Below are 18,394 nucleotides of genomic sequence, written 5' to 3'. Positions count from 1 at the left end.
TTCACTTCCTCGGGTCGAAGGCATCGCGAGCGGACTCGCCGATAAACACCAGCAAACTCAACATGATCGCCAGCACCGCAAACGCGCTGATGCCGAGCCAGGGCGCTTGCAGGTTGGATTTGCCCTGGGCCACCAGCTCACCCAGCGCCGGCGCGCCGGGTGGCAAGCCGAAACCGAGGAAGTCCAGCGCGGTCAGGGTGCCGATCGCGCCGGTCAGGATGAACGGCATGAACGTCATGGTCGAGACCATGGCATTGGGCAGGATGTGGCGGAACATGATCGCACCGTTCTGCATCCCCAGCGCCCGCGCCGCACGCACGTATTCAAGGTTGCGCCCGCGCAGGAACTCGGCGCGCACCACGTCCACCAGGCTCATCCACGAAAACAGCAGCATGATCCCCAGCAGCCACCAGAAGTTTGGCTGCACGAAGCTGGCCAGGATGATCAGCAGGTACAACACCGGCAAGCCGGACCAGATTTCCAGAAAACGCTGCCCGGCCAGGTCCACCCAGCCGCCATAGAAACCCTGCAAGGCTCCGGCAATCACACCAATGATCGAGCTGAGAATGGTCAGGGTGAGGGCGAACAACACCGAAATCCGGAAGCCGTAAATCACCCGTGCCAGCACGTCGCGGCCCTGATCGTCGGTTCCGAGCAGGTTTTCCATCGACGGTGGCGCCGGGGCCGGGACTTTCAGGTCGTAGTTGATGCTTTGGTAACTGTAGGGAATCGGCGCCCACAGCACCCAGGCGTCCTTGGCCTTGAGCAGTTCGCGGATGTACGGGCTCTTGTAGTTGGCTTCCAGCGGGAATTCGCCGCCGAACGTGGTTTCCGGGTAGCGCTTGAGCGCCGGGAAGTACCAGCTGTTGTCGTAATGCACCGCCAGCGGTTTGTCGTTGGCGATCAGCTCAGCGCCAAGGCTCAGGCCGAACAACACCAGAAACAGCCACAGCGACCACCAGCCACGCTTGTTGGCCTTGAACAGTTCGAAACGGCGTCGATTGAGCGGGGACAGGGTCATCTCAATGCTCCCGGCTTTCGAAGTCGATGCGCGGATCGACAAAGGTGTAGGTGAGGTCGCCGATCAGTTTCACCACCAGGCCCAGCAAGGTGAAGATAAACAGCGTGCCGAACACCACCGGGTAATCGCGGTTGATCGCCGCTTCAAAACTCATCAGACCGAGGCCGTCGAGGGAGAAAATCACTTCCACCAGCAACGACCCGGTAAAAAAGATGCCGATAAACGCTGACGGGAACCCGGCGATCACCAGCAACATGGCGTTGCGGAACACATGGCCGTACAGCACGCGGTGACGGGTCAGGCCTTTGGCTTTGGCGGTGACCACGTACTGCTTGTTGATTTCATCGAGGAAGCTGTTTTTGGTCAGCAGGGTCATGGTCGCGAAGTTGCCGATGACCAGCGCCGTGACCGGCAAGGCCAGGTGCCAGAAGTAATCGAGGATTTTGCCGCCCATGCTCAGTTCGTCGAAATTGTTCGACGTCAGCCCGCGCAACGGGAACCAGTCAAAATAACTGCCACCGGCAAACACCACGATCAACAGGATCGCAAACAGGAACGCCGGGATCGCGTAGCCGACGATGATCGCCGAACTGGTCCAGACATCGAAGTGGCTACCGTGTCGCGTGGCTTTGGCGATCCCCAGCGGGATCGACACCAGGTACATGATCAGCGTGCTCCACAACCCGAGGGAGATCGACACCGGCATCTTTTCCTTGATCAGGTCGATGACCTTGGCATCGCGAAAGAAGCTGTCGCCGAAATCCAGCGACGCATAGTTCTTGACCATGATCCACAAGCGTTCCGGCGCCGACTTGTCGAAGCCGTACATGTGCTCGATTTCCTTTACCAGCGCCGGGTCCAGGCCCTGGGCGCCGCGATAGGCAGAGCCGGCCACCGACACTTCGGCACCGCCACCGGCAATGCGGCTGGTGGCGCCTTCGAAGCCTTCGAGCTTGGCGATCATCTGCTCTACCGGGCCGCCGGGAGCGGCCTGGATGATCACAAAGTTGATCAGCAAAATACCGAACAAGGTCGGAATGATCAGCAGCAGTCGCCGAAAAATATACGCCAGCATCTGATTACTCCGTGCCCGCAGGGGTGGCTTGCAGGATGGCTTCGACTTCTATCGCAGGTTTCGCGTCAGGCTTGATCCACCAGGTGTTTGTGCCGATGTCGTACAGCGGTGAGATTTTCGGATGGCCGATGTGGTTCCAGTACGCCACGCGCCAGGTCTTGATGTGCCAGTTGGGGATCACGTAATAACCCCATTGCAGCACGCGGTCCAGTGCACGGGCGTGCGCCACCAGGCTTTTGCGCGAATCGGCGTTGATCAGTTGCTCGACCAGTTGGTCCACCACCGGGTCTTTGAGGCCCATGGAATTGCGACTGCCAGGTTTGTCGGCGGCGGCGGACATCCAGAATTCGCGCTGTTCGTTACCAGGAGAACTGGACTGCGGGAAGCTGCCGACGATCATGTCGAAGTCCCGTGAGCGCACGCGGTTGATGTACTGCGAAACGTCGACCCGGCGGATCACCAGGTCGATTCCCAGGTCGCTGAGATTACGCTTGAACGGCAGCAGCACCCGCTCGAATTCGGTCTGGGCCAACAGGAATTCGATGGTCACCGGTTTGCCGGTGGCATCGACCATTTTGTCATCGACGATCCGCCAGCCGGCCTCTTGCAGCAGTTGATAGGCTTTGCGCTGGTGGTCGCGAATCATGCCGCTGGCATCGGTCACCGGGTTCTGGAACGCTTCGCTGAACACCTGCTCGGGGATCTTGCCCCGAAACGGATCGAGCACAGCCAGTTGATCGGCATCCGGCAAGCCGGTGGCGGCCATTTCCGAGTTCTCGAAATAGCTGCGGGTGCGCGCGTAAGCGCCGTTGAACAATTGCTTGTTGGTCCATTCAAAATCCAGCAGCAATGACAGGGCTTCACGCACACGCACGTCCTGGAACAACGGGCGACGCAGGTTGAACACAAAACCCTGCATGCCGGTGGTGTTGCCGTTGGGGATCTGTTCCTTGATCAACCGGCCTTCGGTGACGGCCGGGACGTTGTAGGCGTTGGCCCAGTTCTTGGCGGTCATCTCCAGCCAGTAATCGAACTGTCCGGCCTTGAATGCTTCGAGCGCCACGGTGTTGTCGCGGTAGTAATCAGTGGTCATCACATCAAAGTTGTAGAACCCGCGATTGACCGGCAAGTCCTTGCCCCAGTAATCCTTGACCCGCTCATAGCGAATCGAACGTCCGGCCTTCACTTGACTGACTTTGTACGGGCCACTGCCCAGCGGCATCTCCAGGTTGCCCTTGTTGAAATCGCGGTCGGCCCACCAATGCTTGGGCAACACCGGCAACTGGCCGAGGATCAGCGGCAACTCACGGTTGTTGTTGTGCTTGAACTTGAACAGCACGGTCAGCGGGTCTTCGGCGATCGCTTCCTCGACGTCGTTGTAGTAAGCGCGGTAGAGCGGCGCGCCGTCCTTGGTCAGCATCTGGAAGCTGAACACCACGTCTTCGGCACGAATCGGATGGCCATCGTGGAAGCGCGCTTCAGGGCGCAGGTAGAAACGCACCCAGCTGTTGTCCGGGGCTTTCTCGATCTTGCCGGCCACCAGGCCATATTCGGTGAACGGTTCGTCCAGCCCTTGTCTGGCGAGGGTGTCGTAGATCATGCCGATGTCGTCGGCCGGTACGCCCTTGCTGATAAACGGATTGAGGCTGTCGAAGCCACCGAAACCTGCCTGACGAAAGATCCCGCCCTTGGGCGCATCCGGGTTCACATAGTCGAAATGTTTAAAGTCCGCCGGGTACTTTGGCGGTTCGTTGTAGAGGGTCAAAGCGTGTTGCGGGGCGGCGCAGGCCACCCCGGCGAACAGCAGACCGCTGGCCTGCAAGAGCAGGGCGCGTACGGGTTTCATCGATCTTTCTCCGAAGACTTCAGCCACCATGCGCTCAGGCCCAGGGTGTAGGGCGGCGTGGTGACAAAGGCCAACCGGTTACGGTAAGCCAGGCGGTGATAATTGAGGTACCAGTTGGGAATGCTGTAGTGCTGCCACAACAACACACGGTCGAGGGCTTTGCCCGCGGCGACTTGTTCGTCGCGGCTCTGGGCGGCGAGCAGTTGTTCGAGCAAATGGTCGACCACCGGGTTGGCGATACCGGCGTAGTTTTTACTGCCCTTGATCCCGACCTGGCTGGAATGAAAATACTGCCACTGCTCCAGACCCGGGCTGAGGGTCTGGTTGAGGGTCATCAAAATCATGTCGAAGTCGAACTGATCGAGGCGCTGTTTGTACTGGGCGCGGTCGACGGTGCGCAGTCGCGCGTCGATTCCAATGCTGGCGAGGTTCTCGACGTAGGGCTGGAGGATACGCTCCAGGTTCGGGTTGACCAGCAGGATCTCGAATCGCAGCGGTTGCCCGACAGCGTTCTGCACACGCTGGCCACTGAGCTTCCAGCCCGCCTCGGCGAGCAGTGCCAGGGCTTTTCGCAGGGTTTCCCTTGGAATGCCGCGGCCATCGGTTTGCGGCAGGCTGAAGGGCTCGGTGAAGAGTTTGGCGGGCAACTGTTCGCGGTACGGCTTGAGCATCAGCCACTCATGACCGACCGGCAGGCCGGTGGCAGAGAATTCACTGTTGGGGTAGTAACTCAGGGTGCGCTTGTAGGCACCACTGAAAAGCGTGCGGTTGGTCCACTCGAAGTCAAACATCAGTCCCAGGGCTTCGCGGACTTTGGCCTCGGCAAAGGTCGGGCGCCGGGTGTTCATGAACAGCCCCTGACTCTGAGTCGGAATCTGATGCGCGATCTGCGCCTTGATCACGTCGCCGCGGCGGACCGCCGGGAAGTTGTAGCCGTTTTGCCAATTCTTGGCTTGATGCTCGATGTAAACGTCGAACTCGCCGGCCTTGAACGCCTCGAAGGCGACATCGCTGTCACGGTAAAACTCGACCTCCATGCGATCAACGTTGTACTTGCCGCGATTGACCGGCAGATCTTTGCCCCAGTAGTCCTTGACCCGCTCAAACACAATTTGCCGCCCGGGCGTCACCGAGGTGATGCGATACGGCCCGCTGCCCAAGGGAGGCTCGAAGGTGGTTGCCTTGAAGTCGCGACCTTTCCAGTAACGCGCAGACATGACCGGCAATTCGCCCAGGCGCAGGATCAATAGCGGATTGCCGGCGCGCTTGAAAACGAATCGAACGCGATGGGGGTTGAGAATATCGACCCGCGCGACTTCCTGAAGATTGGTGCGGTACTGCGGATGACCTTCCTTGAGCAGCCGGCGGTAGGAGAACGCGACGTCGCGCGCAGTAATCGGCGAGCCATCGTGGAACCGCGCTTCGGGGCGCAGGTTGAACACCACCCAACTACGATCCTCGCTGTATTCCACCGACTGGGCGATCAGGCCATAACTGGAGGTAGGCTCGTCACCGGATGGCGCGTACTGGCCGGTGCCGACCATCAGCGGCTCATTCAACTCATTGATCCCGTATTGCAGGAAATTGGCCGTAGAGACCGGGCTTGAGCCTTTGAAGGTATAAGGATTGAGCGTATCGAAGGTGCCAAACGCCATCACCCGCAACGTGCCGCCCTTGGGCGCTTGCGGGTTGACCCAGTCGAAATGGGTAAATCGGGCCGGGTACTTGAGCGTGCCGAACTGCGCATAACCATGGCTTTCGCTGATCGTCGCACTTGCGGGAGAGCTCAAGGCCAGGCTGATCAGGAGCAGAATGAGGGGGCGCTTCAAGTCAGGGATCCGATCCAGGTGGCTTGGGCTAAGTGGTCCGTACAGTAACAGCTTGTATCGACAGGAAAAAGACAGGGGGTTAATGGGCCGTTAATTGATCTTGCGCGGACCGGCCGACGCAGGCTTCGCCAGCTGCTACATGGGTTTTGGCAAGCTTCAGGCGAAAAAAACCCCTGATATCAGGGGTTCTTTTTAATGTGGCGAAGATACCTTCAGCACCTGTCCAGGCTTGAGCGCCTTGCCGACACGGGGGTTCCAGCGCTTGAGATGCTGCATCTCGACATTGAAGCGTTTGGCAACGATGTATAACGAGTCGCCTTGCTGCACCTTGTATTGAGTCTGGGAATTCTTTTTGCCGGTCTTGCCAGTTTTGCTGTTTGAGGCGACGACCGTATTGACGCGACCACTGCTGCGCTTGGCGGTATCGCGCATCACCAGTGTCTGACCCGCCTTGAGATTCTTGCCCGACAGCTTGTTCCAGCGTTGCAGATCTTTGACGGCGACGTTGTTGGCCTTGGCGATGGTGGCAAGGCTGTCGCCGCGCTTGACGCGGTAGGTGCGCTTGGCGCTGGCGACTTGAGAAACATCTGCGTTGTCGAAGACAGGTCTGAGTGGCTTCTTGCTTATCAGCTCTTCCGGACGCATGGTGGACAGGCTGGTGGTCAGCAACTGCGCCTTGGACGTGGGCACCAGCAAATGCTGTGGGCCGTCGAGTGTGGTGCGTTGTTTGAACGCCGGGTTGAGCTGGAACAGTTCGTCTTCGTCGATGTTGGCCACCGCGGCAACCGTGGACAGGTCCATGCGCTGGTTGATTTCGACGACCTTGAAGTACGGTTCGTTGGCGATCGGGCTGAGGTTTACACCGTAGGCTTCGGGTGCCAGTACCACTTGCGACAAGGCCAGCAGCTTGGGCACGTAGGCCTGGGTTTCCGAGGGCAGTGACAGGTTCCAGTAATCGGTCGGCAGGCCGAGTCTTTCGTTGCGCTCGATAGCGCGGCTGACCGTGCCTTCGCCGGCGTTGTAGGCGGCGAGGGCGAGCATCCAGTCACCGTTGAACATGTCGTGCAGGCGGCTCAGGTAATCCAGGGCCGCCGTGGTCGAAGCCGTAATGTCGCGTCGGCCATCATAGGCATGGGTCTGGCGCAGGTTGTAGTAGCGGCCGGTGGAGGGGATGAATTGCCAAAGACCCACCGCGTGAGCCCGGGAATAGGCCATCGGGTTGTAGGCACTTTCAATCACCGGCAGCAACGCCAGTTCAAGCGGCATGTTGCGTGCTTCAAGGCGTTCGATGATGTAGTGAATGTACAGGCTGCCGCGCTCGCCGGCGTTTTCGAGGAAGGACGGGTTACTGGCGAACCACAGCCGCTGCTGCTCGATACGCGGGTTGACGCCCAGGCCATCCTGCAACTGGAAGCCCAGGCGCATGCGCTCCCAGACGTCCTGTGCGGCCAGCGGGCTTGGTTTTTCGCTGAGCCAAATGGGTGGCTGTTTGGCGCGGGCGGCGATTTTCGGGGTGTGTGTCGCGTCGGTCTGCGGCACATGGCTGGAACAACCCGCCAGAGTGGCGGACACAGCCACCGCTATGGCTTGAGCCAGGCGGGTCAATGCGTCTGTATTGATGACTTTGCTAATAGATGACGACATTGGCTGGAAGTAAGTTCCGGGCAAAAATGTCGGTCGATTCTAGAAAGCGCACCCCCTGCGGTCAACCATTCAGTATTTTCATTACAAAATGAAGATCGCTTAGAACGTATCTTTCCAAGCTCTCAAAGCCGAAAAAACCTTACTCGGTGCCCGGTTATCGGGGCCATTCCGTTCGTCCACTTTTTCTTTAACAGATGTTTCAGAAACACGTAAAAACGGGTTGGTGAGCTTTTCCAGGGCCAGCGTCGAAGGCAACGTCATGATCCCGGCTTCACGTTGCTGCGTCACTTTGGCCAGGCGAGCGGCGATGTCTTGATTATCGGGCTCCACTGCCGCAGCAAATTTCAGGTTGCTCAAGGTGTATTCGTGGGTGCAATACACCAGCGTGTCTTCCGGCAAGGCGGCCAGGCGTGTCAGTGAGGTGTGCATCTGTTCAGGCGTGCCTTCGAACAACCGTCCGCAACCGGCAGCAAACAGGGTGTCACCGCAAAACAACAGACCATGATGGTAATAGGCAATGTGCCCCAGGGTATGGCCGGGGACGGCGTAAACATCGAAGTCCCAGCCCAGTACGCTGGCGCGGTCGTTGTCTGTGAGCGCCACGTCCCGGCCCGGGATGTTCTCGCTGGCGGGGCCATAGACTTTTGCGTTTGTCGCTTTTTTCAGTAACTCGACGCCACCGACATGGTCATGGTGGTGATGAGTGATCAGAATATCGCTCAATACCCAGCCCGGATGCGCCGCAAGCCAGGCCTGTACGGGGGCGGCATCACCCGGATCGACCACGGCGCAGCGCTGGGTGCGGTGGTCTTGTAACAACCAGATGTAGTTGTCGGTGAAGGCGGGCAGGGCACTGATCTGTATCATCGTCGGATTCGCCAAGCGGAAAACAATGGCGCATCTTAGAACTTCCTGGCGCGTTGGAGAATGCAATGACCGATAAAGCGTTCGCTCAGGCTGATCCCGAGTGGCTGACATTGATCAGCGCGGCCCGTGAATGGCTGTCCGGCCCTATCGGACAATTTTTGCTGGATGAAGAACGACGCATGCTCGAAGACGAGTTGGGGCGTTTCTTCGGCGGTTATCTGGTGCATTACGGTCCGTCGGCCCAGACGCCGCCGTCGGCTCCCCAGGTGCAGCGCAATGTGCGGCTCGGTGCGCCGTTGCCTGGCGTCGAAATCGTTTGTGAAGAACAAGCCTGGCCGTTGAGCGAGCACGCCGCAGACGTGGTGGTGTTGCAGCATGGGCTGGATTTCTGCCTGTCGCCCCATGGTTTGCTGCGTGAAGCGGCGAGCAGCGTGCGCCCCGGCGGGCATTTGCTGATCATCGGTATCAATCCGTGGAGCACGTGGGGCCTGCGCCATGTGTTCGCCCATGACGCCATGCGCAAGGCACGTTGTATCTCACCGTCGCGCGTCGCCGACTGGCTCAACCTGCTGGGTTTCGCGCTGGAGAAACGCCGCTTCGGGTGCTATCGTCCGCCGCTTGCGTCACCCGCCTGGCAGGCTCGTCTGGCCGGTTGGGAGCGCAAGGCCGGTGACTGGCAATTGTCGGGCGGCGGCTTCTATTTATTGGTGGCCCGCAAGATCGTGGTGGGCCTGCGCCCACTTCGTCAGGAACGGCGCGAACCGATGGGCAAGCTGATTCCTTTGCCGATGGCCAAGGTCAATCGTCGCCGCATCGACCCGTAATACCTTTTTATTTTCCCGGTCGGGTCAGCCCCGGCCTCGGGCATCGTCGATCACGGATCGTCGAGCCACCGCATTTTCTGGATAGATTGGCATGAGCGATAGCGTAGAACTCTTTACCGATGGCGCCTGCAAAGGCAACCCTGGCCCGGGTGGCTGGGGTGCACTGCTGGTGTGCAAAGGCGTGGAAAAGGAACTGTGGGGCGGCGAAGCCAACACCACCAACAACCGCATGGAGCTGATGGGCGCGATTCGTGGCCTCGAAGAGCTCAAGCGCTCGTGCGACGTGCTGCTGGTAACCGACTCCCAGTACGTGATGAAAGGCATCAACGAATGGATGGACAACTGGAAGAAGCGCGGCTGGAAAACCGCTGCGAAGGAACCGGTTAAAAATGCTGATTTGTGGAAGTTGCTGGATGAGCAGGTCAATCGCCACAACGTCACCTGGAAATGGGTACGTGGGCACATTGGTCACCACGGTAACGAACGAGCGGACCAGCTGGCCAACCGGGGCGTGGATGAAGTGCGCGGTTACAAGCAGGCATAAATCACACACTGATCGTTCCCATGCTCCGCGTGGGAATGTAGCCCGGGACGCTTTGCGTCCCATTGGAACGCGGAGCGTCCCTTGAGGCATTCCCACGCAGAGCGTGGGAATGATCAAAAATCCCCTGTGGGAGCGAGCCTGCTCGCGAAGGCCGCAACCCGGTCTCCCTGAAACACCCCGGCGAGCGTGTTAACATCGCCGCTTTTGCACGAATGTCCCGTTGAGAGCTGAGCACTGATGGCCACCAGATCCGTTGTACTCGATACCGAAACCACCGGCATGCCGGTGACCGACGGCCACCGGATTATTGAAATCGGTTGTGTCGAGTTGATCGGTCGGCGCCTGACCGGCCGGCATTTTCACGTTTACCTGCAACCGGATCGCGAGAGCGACGAAGGCGCCATCGGCGTCCACGGCATCACCAACGAATTTCTGGTAGGTAAACCGCGCTTCACCGAAGTGGCCGATGAGTTCTTCGAGTTCATCAAGGGCGCGCAACTGATCATCCATAACGCGGCGTTCGACGTTGGTTTCATCAACAACGAATTCGCCCTGATGGGCCAGCACGATCGTGCGGACATCACACAACACTGCTCGATCCTCGACACCTTGATGATGGCCCGGGAACGTCACCCGGGGCAGCGCAACAGTCTCGACGCCTTGTGCAAACGTTATGGCGTCGACAACTCGGGTCGTGAACTGCACGGCGCCTTGCTCGACTCCGAGATTCTCGCCGACGTCTACCTGACCATGACTGGCGGCCAGACCAGCCTGTCGCTGGCGGGTAACGCGTCCGACGGTAATGGATCCGGCGAAGGTGCGGACAACTCCGCCACCGAAATCCGCCGCTTGCCGGCCGACCGCACACGCGCCCGCATCATCCGCGCCAGCGAAGATGACCTGGCCCAGCACGTGGCGCGTCTTGAAGCCATCGCCAAGGCCGCTGGCGCCCCGTCGCTGTGGCAGCAACTGGCGGATGCCAAGGCGCAGGCGTAGCAGCTGCCGAGCCTGTAGCAGCTGACGAGCAGCGCGAGGCTGCGTTCGGCTGCGAAGCAGTCGTAAAACCTGAATGCGCGATGTTCTGTAAAACCGCGGGGTTTGATTTCACGACTGCTTCGCAGCCGGACGCAGCCTCGCGGTGCTCGGCAGCTGCTACCGGTCTTGCACGATTGCGACATTAGCGTGCACATGGCGACCCGGTTTGGGGCATCGGCACTCGCCACATCCGCAGCAACCCTCTACCCTGAGGGTATTGGCAGGCCACGGTCTGCCGCCTCAGGACACTGAGCCCCATGTATAAAGATTTGAAATTCCCGGTCCTGATCGTCCACCGCGACATCAAGGCCGACACCGTCGCCGGTGATCGCGTGCGGGGCATCGCACGGGAGCTGGAGCAGGAAGGCTTCAGCATTGTTTCGGCGGTGGATTACACCGAAGGGCGGTTGGTCGCATCGACCCATCACGGCCTTTCCTGCATGTTGATTGCCGCCGAAGACGCCAGCACCAACTCACATTTGTTGCAAAACATGGCCGAGCTGATCGGTCTGGCGCGAGTGCGTGCGCCGGACCTGCCGATCTTCGCCCTCGGCGAACAAGTGACGCTGGAAAACGCGCCGGCCGATGCGATGGCCGAACTCAATCAGTTGCGCGGTATTCTTTATCTGTTCGAAGACACGGTGCCGTTCCTGGCCCGGCAAGTAGCCCGGGCCGCGCGCAAGTACCTGGACGGTCTGCTGCCACCGTTTTTCAAGGCGCTGGTGCAACACACCGCCGACTCCAATTATTCCTGGCACACACCGGGCCACGGCGGCGGCGTGGCGTATCACAAGAGCCCGGTCGGGCAGGCGTTTCACCAGTTTTTTGGGGAAAACACCCTGCGTTCGGATTTATCCGTGTCGGTGCCTGAATTGGGCTCCTTGCTCGATCACACCGGTCCGCTGGCCGAAGCGGAAGCACGCGCTGCGCGTAATTTCGGTGCCGATCACACTTTTTTCGTGATCAATGGCACTTCGACCGCGAACAAGATCGTCTGGCATTCGATGGTTGCCCGCGATGATCTGGTGCTGGTGGACCGCAACTGTCACAAGTCGGTGCTGCATTCGATCATCATGACCGGCGCGATCCCGTTGTACCTGTGCCCGGAGCGCAACGAATTGGGGATCATCGGCCCGATTCCGTTGAGCGAATTCAGCCGCGAATCGATCCAGGCCAAGATCGACGCCAGCCCGCTGACCCTGGGTCGAGTGCCCAAGGTCAAGTTAGCGGTCATCACCAACTCGACCTACGACGGTCTTTGCTACAACGCCGAGTTGATCAAACAGAGCCTGGGCAACAGCGTCGAGGTGCTGCATTTTGACGAAGCCTGGTACGCCTACGCGCCGTTCCATGAGTTTTTCGCCGGACGTTACGGCATGGGCACCTCGCGCAGCGAAGACAGTCCACTGGTGTTCACCACGCATTCCACGCACAAGTTGCTGGCAGCGTTCAGTCAGGCCTCGATGATTCATGTTCAGGACGGCGGCGCACGACAGCTGGATCGCGACCGTTTCAACGAAGCGTTCATGATGCACATCTCCACGTCGCCGCAGTACAGCATCATTGCGTCGCTGGACGTGGCCTCGGCGATGATGGAAGGTCCGGCCGGGCGTTCGCTGTTGCAGGAGATGTTCGACGAGGCCCTGAGTTTTCGTCGCGCCCTGGCCAATCTGCGACAGCACATCGCGGCGGACGACTGGTGGTTTTCCATCTGGCAGCCGCCGTCGGTGGAAGGCATTGATCGCGTGGTCACCGACGACTGGTTGCTGCAACCCGATGCCGACTGGCACGGTTTTGGTGGCGTGACTGACGATTACGTTTTGCTCGATCCGATCAAAGTCACTCTGGTGATGCCCGGGCTGACGGCGGGCGGTGCGCTGAGCGAACGCGGAATTCCGGCGGCGGTGGTCAGTAAATTTCTTTGGGAGCGCGGGCTGGTGGTCGAGAAGACCGGGCTGTATTCGTTCCTGGTGCTGTTTTCGATGGGCATCACCAAAGGCAAATGGAGCACGCTGTTGACCGAGTTGCTGGAGTTCAAGCGCAGCTACGATGCCAACGTCAGCCTCGCGACCTGCCTGCCCTGTGTGGCGCAACAGAGCGTCGGGCGTTATCAAGGCATGGGCTTGCGCGACTTGTGCGATCAATTGCACGCCTGTTATCGCAGCAACGCCACGGCCAAACACCTCAAGCGCATGTATACCGTGCTGCCGGAAATCGTCATGAAGCCGGCTCACGCCTATGATCATTTGGTACGGGGCGAGGTGGAGGCGGTTTCGATCGACGCCCTGGACGGGCGGATCGCAGCGGTGATGCTGGTTCCGTATCCGCCGGGCATCCCACTGATCATGCCGGGCGAGCGGTTCACCGAGGCGACCCGGTCAATCATCGACTACCTTTCATTTGCACGTACATTTGATAGCAGTTTCCCCGGATTCGTCGTCGATGTGCATGGCTTGCAACACGAAGACGAGGGCAATGGACGGCACTACACCGTCGATTGCATCAAGGAATGAGGACCTTTCCCAGTATGCAACCTGTCATTAATCCCCAGTACCCCGGCCTTTCGGTGCGTGTCGCCGACGACGGGTTCGCGGCTTACATCTGGGGCAGTGATTTCAGTTTTGAAGTCGCCGCCTATGGTGCTGCTGAAATGGGCAAGCCGGTCGAGCAGTGGCCGATCACGCCGATCACCCCTTATCGAAAGTGCTACGGCATCGATCCCGAAGAGTTCAGCAGTTTTCGCGATGCCACTGACAGTGCGATTTTCATGGCCTATCTCGACGATGAGCCCGTCGGTCATCTGGTGGTCAGCACCAACTGGAACGGCTTTGCCCATATCGACGAACTGGCGGTGCATGCGCCGGCGCGGCACCATGGCGTGGCCAAAGCGTTGCTGGACGTGGCTCAGTTCTGGAGTCGCAAGAAAAAACTGCCGGGCATCATGCTCGAAACCCAGAACAACAATCTGGGCGCCTGTCGGCTCTATGAGCGGTGTGGTTATGTGATTGGCGGGATCGATCATCTGCGCTACCGCGGGATCGATCCAAACACCGCCGAAGTGGCGCTGTTTTGGTATCGCTTGTTCGATAATGCGCCGGAATACCCGCTCAGTTCGCCAGCATCGCCACGGCTTGTTCCGTAACGATGTCCAGCAGGGTCTGAACGGCGGTGGAGGGTTCGCCGTTTTTCAGGGTCAGCGCGTAGAGGCTGACAGGCACCGCCGGCGCCAGTGGGCAAACGTCCAGTCCGCTGGATTTGGCGCCCAGGGCGGTAAACGGGTCGACAATCGCCAGACCCTCTCCGGCCTCGACCATGCTGCGCATCATCTGATGCGTCTGCACCCGGATATGCACGAGCGGAGCCGGGCGCAAGGCCTGCAATTTGTTTTCGAGCGCCGGGCTCAGCGGGTCGTGGCCTTCCAGGCCGACCATCGACTGGCCTGCCAGATCTTGCAACGAAATGTATTTCTGCTTGGGCTGCAGCCAGCCATGGGGCGCCAGGAGCTGGAGCTTGCCTTGGGCAATCACTTGGCAATGGATGTCGGCGTGATCGGGATCCTGCAGGCTCAATCCCAGATCGCTTTCGCGCAATAACAGGGTTCTGATGATCTCACGGGTCGGGTGGCTCAGCAGGTTGCAGGGTGCATCGGGCAGCCGTCGGCGTAAGGCGGCGATGCTCTGGGGCAGCAATTGTTGGGCCAGCGGCGGGGTGCAGATGATGCGCAGGGGGGGAGCCTGATATTGCTTGAGGCTGGCGGCCAAGCGCTGGACGGGCTCAAGCGCTTCGTAGACGTGGGCGATTTCGACCTGAAGCTCCCGCGCTTCGCGGGTCGCCTGCAAACGTCCACGCACGCTGGAAAACAGCATGAAACCCAACTGACCCTCGGCCTCGCGCAAAATGCCTTCAACCTCGGCCACCGGCAACTGCAGCCATTCGGCGGCGGTGCCCAGGTGACCGGTTTGCACAAGTGCGTGGATCACTTCGATATGGCGTAAACGCATGCGTGAAGTCCATGTTCGGCAGGTGAGGGAATCAGTGACTGAATCCTAACTCAAGTGCATCCATATGACTTCTGCTCATAACGCGGGGTTATGACGCGACGCTGGCTACCGGCACGCTACCGACAAAGGTGTCGGGTTCGCGCACGATGGTTACGTCCGATTGGACCAGCAGAAACTGGTTGTCATCCAGCTTCCTGACGCGGTCGCCAATGGCCAGTTTGTAGGTGGTGACAGACTCCGTACCACCGAGGCCGTCTGCCGACGGGGTGGATTCCTGGAACTCGTGCACGGAATATACGCGGCCTTCCGCATCTCTTGCGTGGAACTGACCGACAAGTACTGCTGCCATCTGTTTAGAACCTCTGGAGATAAATCACTCAATTTTCGGTTGTGTAGACCGTGGTAGGGCGAAGTAAGTTTTCGTGCAAGAAAAAAATAGTCAGGGGTGTGAAATTCAACAGCCCGCTGGGTGATTCGTCATCTATAACTACAAGTTCTTTCCATCGGACAGTCGAGACATCTTCCATGAGCAACGTCTATACGATCGCCGTCATAGTCGGCAGCTTGAGAAAGGCATCGATCAATCGCAAGGTGGCACTGGCACTGGCCGACCTTGCTCCAGCCAATCTCAACCTTCAAATCGTCGAAATTGGTGACTTGCCACTCTACAACGAAGACATCGATGGCGCTTCACCGCCGGCAGCCTACAGCACTTTCCGGCAACAGGTGCGATCATCCGACGCAGTGCTGTTCGTCACCCCGGAATACAACCGTTCGGTGCCGGCACCTTTGAAGAATGCCATCGACGTGGGATCACGGCCGTATGGCCAGAGTGCCTGGAGCGGCAAACCGGGCGCAGTCATCAGTGTTTCGCCGGGGGCTGTTGGCGGGTTTGGCGCCAACCATAACGTGCGTCAGGCCATGGTATTTCTGGATGTGCCGTGCATGCAGCAGCCGGAAGCCTATCTCGGAGGTGCCGGGTCGCTGTTCGACGAGGCGGACAAACTGTCCGAATCGGTGAAGCCGTTTTTGCAGAAGTTCATCGACGCCTATGGAAAATGGGTCGAACAACACAAAAAGACCTAATTGCCTGTAGCAGCTGCCGAGCAGCGCGAGGCTGCGTTCGCTGGTAGCAGCTGTCGAGCAGCGCGAGGCTGCGTTCGGCTGCGAAGCAGTCGTGAAATCAGGCGGCGTGGTAATTCAAACAGACCGCGTTTGCAGGTATTACGACTGCTTCGCAGCCGAACGCAGCCTCGCGCTGCTCGACAGCTGCTACGGGCCTCCCGGTGTGCAGCAAGTTTTGGCTTTACTCCGCCCGAGCATTGCGGCTGAATCGCGGTTTGTTTTTCCGCACAAGGTTTTTGCATGCTCATCGCCTCACTCATTTTCCTGCTGACCATCACGCTGGTGATCTGGCAACCCAAAGGCCTGGGCGTCGGTTGGAGTGCGGTATTCGGCGCTGTACTGGCGCTGGTTTTCGGCGTCGTGCAGCTAATCGATATCCCGATTGTGTGGCAGATCATCTGGAACGCCACCGGCACGTTTGTGGCGCTGATCATCATCAGTCTGCTGCTGGACGAGGCGGGTTTTTTTGCCTGGGCCGCCTTGCATGTGGCGCGTTGGGGCCGGGGCAGCGGGCGCAAACTCTTCGCTTATATGGTGCTGTTGGGGGCGTTGGTCTCGGCATTGTTCGCCAACGACGGCGCGGCACTGATTCTCACGCCCATCGTGATTTCCATGCTGCTGGCGCTGCGATTCTCCCCGGCCGCCACGCTGGCGTTCGTGATGGGCGCCGGTTTCATCGCCGACACCGCGAGCCTGCCGCTGGTGGTGTCGAACCTGGTAAATATTGTTTCCGCCGACTACTTCGATATCACGTTCAACCGGTATGCGGCGGTGATGATCCCGGTCAACCTGGTGAGCGTCGCGGCGACGCTGGCCATGTTGATGTGGTTCTTCCGGCGCGACATTCCCAAGGCTTACGACCCTGAACAATTAGCGCAGCCGGCCACCGCGATCCATGACAAGGCGACGTTCTATGCCGGTTGGGTGGTCTTGGGGATTTTGTTGCTGGGATGTTTTGCCCTGGAGCCGCTGGGTATCCCGATCAGCGCCATTTCTGCGGTGTGCGCCGCGTTGCTGCTGGGTATCGCTGCCCGAGGCCACAAGATTTCCACGCGCAAGGTGATGAAAGAAGCGCCGTGGCAGATCGTGATTTTTTCGCTAGGCATGTATTTGGTGGTGTATGGCCTGCGTAATGCCGGGTTGACCGGGTATCTGGCGGGGTGGCTCGACGGGTTTGCCCATTACGGTGTCTGGGGCGCGGCGATGGGCACAGGCGTGCTGACGGCGATTCTGTCGTCGATGATGAACAATTTGCCGACGGTGCTGATCGGTTTGCTGTCGATCGATGCGAGTCAGGCCCATGGTGTGGTGAAGGAGGCGATGATTTATGCCAACGTCATCGGCAGCGATCTGGGGCCGAAGATCACGCCGATTGGCAGTCTGGCGACGTTGCTGTGGCTGCATGTGCTGGAACGCAAGAGTATCCGGATTGGCTGGGGGTATTACTTCAAGGTCGGGGTGGTGTTGACGGTGCCGGTGTTGTTGGTGACGTTGGCGGCTTTGGCATTACGCTTGTCGGTCTAGACCGAGTCGACCCCATCGCGGGCCAGTCCAGACACCACTCATCTCAACCACTACCCGGCACATTCGGCCAAAGATCCGCCACCAGAAACAACCGCTCTGCTTCCTCCCAATCCCCCTCGGCATTCTCGACCAGGCGCACCATCAATTGTGCGGGCGCCAGAGGCTCCAGTTCGTTGAGCCACGCGCGCAATTGCTCGTCGTTCCAGGTGTGCTCCGCTGGGTAATGCGCCGGTGCCAGCCAGGCATGGCGGGGCAGGGGTTGCCAGCGACCGAAGGGGCGTTGTACGACAAAGTCCGGCCAGTCTTTCTGATGCAGCCAGCTACCGCGCAAATGCTGCGGATGTGCACCGCCGGGAGGCGCGGAGCGTCCCGGCCACGGATACAGCAGGTAACCGCCGAGCCACAGGTGTGCACTGAACTGCTGGATATCCAGCGCCGCCAGCGCTTCGCGACTTTCGCCGCGGGCAGAAATGGGCAATTGATGGTGGGCCAGGTGGGCCAGCTTGCGGTCCAGCCGATCGTGACAACCGGGGCCGAGCCACTGCGCAGTGTCATGCCCGTCGCCATTTTGCGGCCCGAGATAGAGCTTGATCGCCAGTTCCAGGTGATGCACGCCGTCGCGGTCGCGCAGCAGCATATCCAGTTCGCCCAGTGTATGGCCCTCACGGCGGATCGGCAGGTTGGCGGCAATCAGCTCGATCCCCGGTGCGTGACGCACCGCGTACTGCCACAGTCGCTCGTAGTACAGGCCCAGGCGCCGGGTGCGGGCCTGGGACAGCCAGTGCAGCAAATCATAACTGTCACGGTCCAGTTGCCGCAGCCAGCGCTCCAGCCGTTCCGGCTCTTGCACCCATTCGCTGCCGGCCAGCGGATGGCGTTGCGGCCACGGCGTATCGACGAGCATCGGCGGCGCGAGGATGACCCAGGCCAGGTCGCGCACTTCGGGGTGGCGCAACTGATGGGGCAGCGAGAGCAAATCGGGAAATAGGATCATCTTGCGAGCATAGCCCTAAACATGAGTGCACCCTTGTGGCTGAAAGGATTTTGTCTATCCCGCGC

16 protein-coding genes are annotated in these 18,394 nt (G+C 59.7%); 7 read left to right on the top strand and 9 right to left on the bottom strand.

Annotated features, from left to right (window positions below; genetic code table 11):
• Position 1 precedes the first annotated feature (1 nt).
• From J2Y56_RS13735 to gloB, 6 genes are all read right to left on the bottom strand, one after another.
• Entirely contained in the window at positions 2-1,021 is a 1,020-nt protein-coding gene (locus J2Y56_RS13735; protein ID WP_310350689.1) for an ABC transporter permease, read from the bottom strand.
• 1 nt (position 1,022) lies between these two features.
• On the bottom strand, positions 1,023-2,096 hold the full coding sequence (locus tag J2Y56_RS13730; protein WP_007944575.1) for a microcin C ABC transporter permease YejB: 1,074 nt from the start codon (positions 2,094-2,096) through the stop codon (positions 1,023-1,025).
• Between the two features lie 4 nt (positions 2,097-2,100).
• Positions 2,101-3,942, bottom strand: a complete 1,842-nt coding sequence (locus tag J2Y56_RS13725; protein WP_310350687.1) for an extracellular solute-binding protein — start codon at positions 3,940-3,942, stop codon at positions 2,101-2,103.
• Positions 3,939-5,771, bottom strand: a complete 1,833-nt coding sequence (locus tag J2Y56_RS13720; protein WP_310350686.1) for an extracellular solute-binding protein — start codon at positions 5,769-5,771, stop codon at positions 3,939-3,941. The genes J2Y56_RS13725 and J2Y56_RS13720 overlap by 4 nt, the downstream gene beginning before the upstream one ends.
• 192 nt (positions 5,772-5,963) lie before the next feature.
• On the bottom strand, positions 5,964-7,415 hold the full coding sequence (locus J2Y56_RS13715) for a transglycosylase SLT domain-containing protein (protein ID WP_007944578.1): 1,452 nt from the start codon (positions 7,413-7,415) through the stop codon (positions 5,964-5,966).
• A gap of 99 nt (positions 7,416-7,514) precedes the next feature.
• Complete coding sequence (gloB, locus tag J2Y56_RS13710) at positions 7,515-8,282, bottom strand: hydroxyacylglutathione hydrolase (RefSeq protein WP_310350684.1); 768 nt, start codon at positions 8,280-8,282, stop codon at positions 7,515-7,517.
• A gap of 65 nt (positions 8,283-8,347) precedes the next feature.
• Here gloB and J2Y56_RS13705 point away from each other — a divergent pair, with 65 nt between their 5' ends.
• The 5 genes from J2Y56_RS13705 to J2Y56_RS13685 all read left to right on the top strand — a co-directional run bounded on the left by J2Y56_RS13705 (position 8,348) and on the right by J2Y56_RS13685 (position 13,827).
• Positions 8,348-9,106 carry a methyltransferase domain-containing protein gene (locus J2Y56_RS13705; RefSeq protein WP_150780211.1) on the top strand — a complete coding sequence of 253 codons (759 nt, stop codon included), beginning with the start codon at positions 8,348-8,350 and terminating at the stop codon, positions 9,104-9,106.
• A gap of 91 nt (positions 9,107-9,197) precedes the next feature.
• Positions 9,198-9,650, top strand: coding sequence for a ribonuclease HI (gene rnhA / locus J2Y56_RS13700; protein WP_008028618.1), 453 nt, complete (start codon positions 9,198-9,200; stop codon positions 9,648-9,650).
• Positions 9,651-9,887: 237 nt separating this feature from the next.
• Positions 9,888-10,646 (top strand): DNA polymerase III subunit epsilon, encoded by a 759-nt coding sequence (gene dnaQ, locus J2Y56_RS13695; RefSeq protein WP_007944584.1) that lies wholly within the window; start codon positions 9,888-9,890, stop codon positions 10,644-10,646.
• 296 nt (positions 10,647-10,942) lie between these two features.
• Positions 10,943-13,198, top strand: coding sequence for an Orn/Lys/Arg decarboxylase N-terminal domain-containing protein (locus J2Y56_RS13690; protein WP_310338119.1), 2,256 nt, complete (start codon positions 10,943-10,945; stop codon positions 13,196-13,198).
• Positions 13,199-13,212: 14 nt separating this feature from the next.
• Positions 13,213-13,827, top strand: coding sequence for a GNAT family N-acetyltransferase (locus tag J2Y56_RS13685; protein ID WP_007944587.1), 615 nt, complete (start codon positions 13,213-13,215; stop codon positions 13,825-13,827).
• On the opposite strand, the gene J2Y56_RS13680 is transcribed toward J2Y56_RS13685, so the two are convergent.
• Together J2Y56_RS13680 and J2Y56_RS13675 are read right to left on the bottom strand one after the other, a co-directional pair.
• The gene (locus J2Y56_RS13680) at positions 13,793-14,686 is read right to left on the bottom strand and encodes a LysR family transcriptional regulator (protein WP_150780207.1); all 894 of its coding nucleotides are present in this window, start codon (positions 14,684-14,686) and stop codon (positions 13,793-13,795) included. The genes J2Y56_RS13685 and J2Y56_RS13680 overlap by 35 nt on opposite strands.
• A gap of 88 nt (positions 14,687-14,774) precedes the next feature.
• Entirely contained in the window at positions 14,775-15,035 is a 261-nt protein-coding gene (locus J2Y56_RS13675) for a hypothetical protein (RefSeq protein ID WP_007944590.1), read from the bottom strand.
• A gap of 176 nt (positions 15,036-15,211) precedes the next feature.
• On the opposite strand from J2Y56_RS13675, the gene J2Y56_RS13670 reads away from it, so the two are divergent.
• Entirely contained in the window at positions 15,212-15,772 is a 561-nt protein-coding gene (locus tag J2Y56_RS13670) for an NAD(P)H-dependent oxidoreductase (protein ID WP_310338123.1), read from the top strand.
• A 279-nt stretch (positions 15,773-16,051) separates the two neighbouring features.
• On the top strand, positions 16,052-17,335 hold the full coding sequence (locus tag J2Y56_RS13665; RefSeq protein WP_310350681.1) for an arsenic transporter: 1,284 nt from the start codon (positions 16,052-16,054) through the stop codon (positions 17,333-17,335).
• Between the two features lie 43 nt (positions 17,336-17,378).
• Here J2Y56_RS13665 and J2Y56_RS13660 read toward each other — a convergent pair whose 3' ends face one another.
• Positions 17,379-18,329 carry a DUF1853 family protein gene (locus tag J2Y56_RS13660; protein WP_310350679.1) on the bottom strand — a complete coding sequence of 317 codons (951 nt, stop codon included), beginning with the start codon at positions 18,327-18,329 and terminating at the stop codon, positions 17,379-17,381.
• Positions 18,330-18,394: the final 65 nt, after the last annotated feature.

The organism is Pseudomonas sp. BE134 (genome assembly GCF_031456105.1).
In the GTDB taxonomy this organism is placed as follows: domain Bacteria; phylum Pseudomonadota; class Gammaproteobacteria; order Pseudomonadales; family Pseudomonadaceae; genus Aquipseudomonas.
The sequence above is the reverse complement of the archived record's forward strand: the minus strand, read 5'-3'. Positions and strand labels throughout refer to the sequence as shown.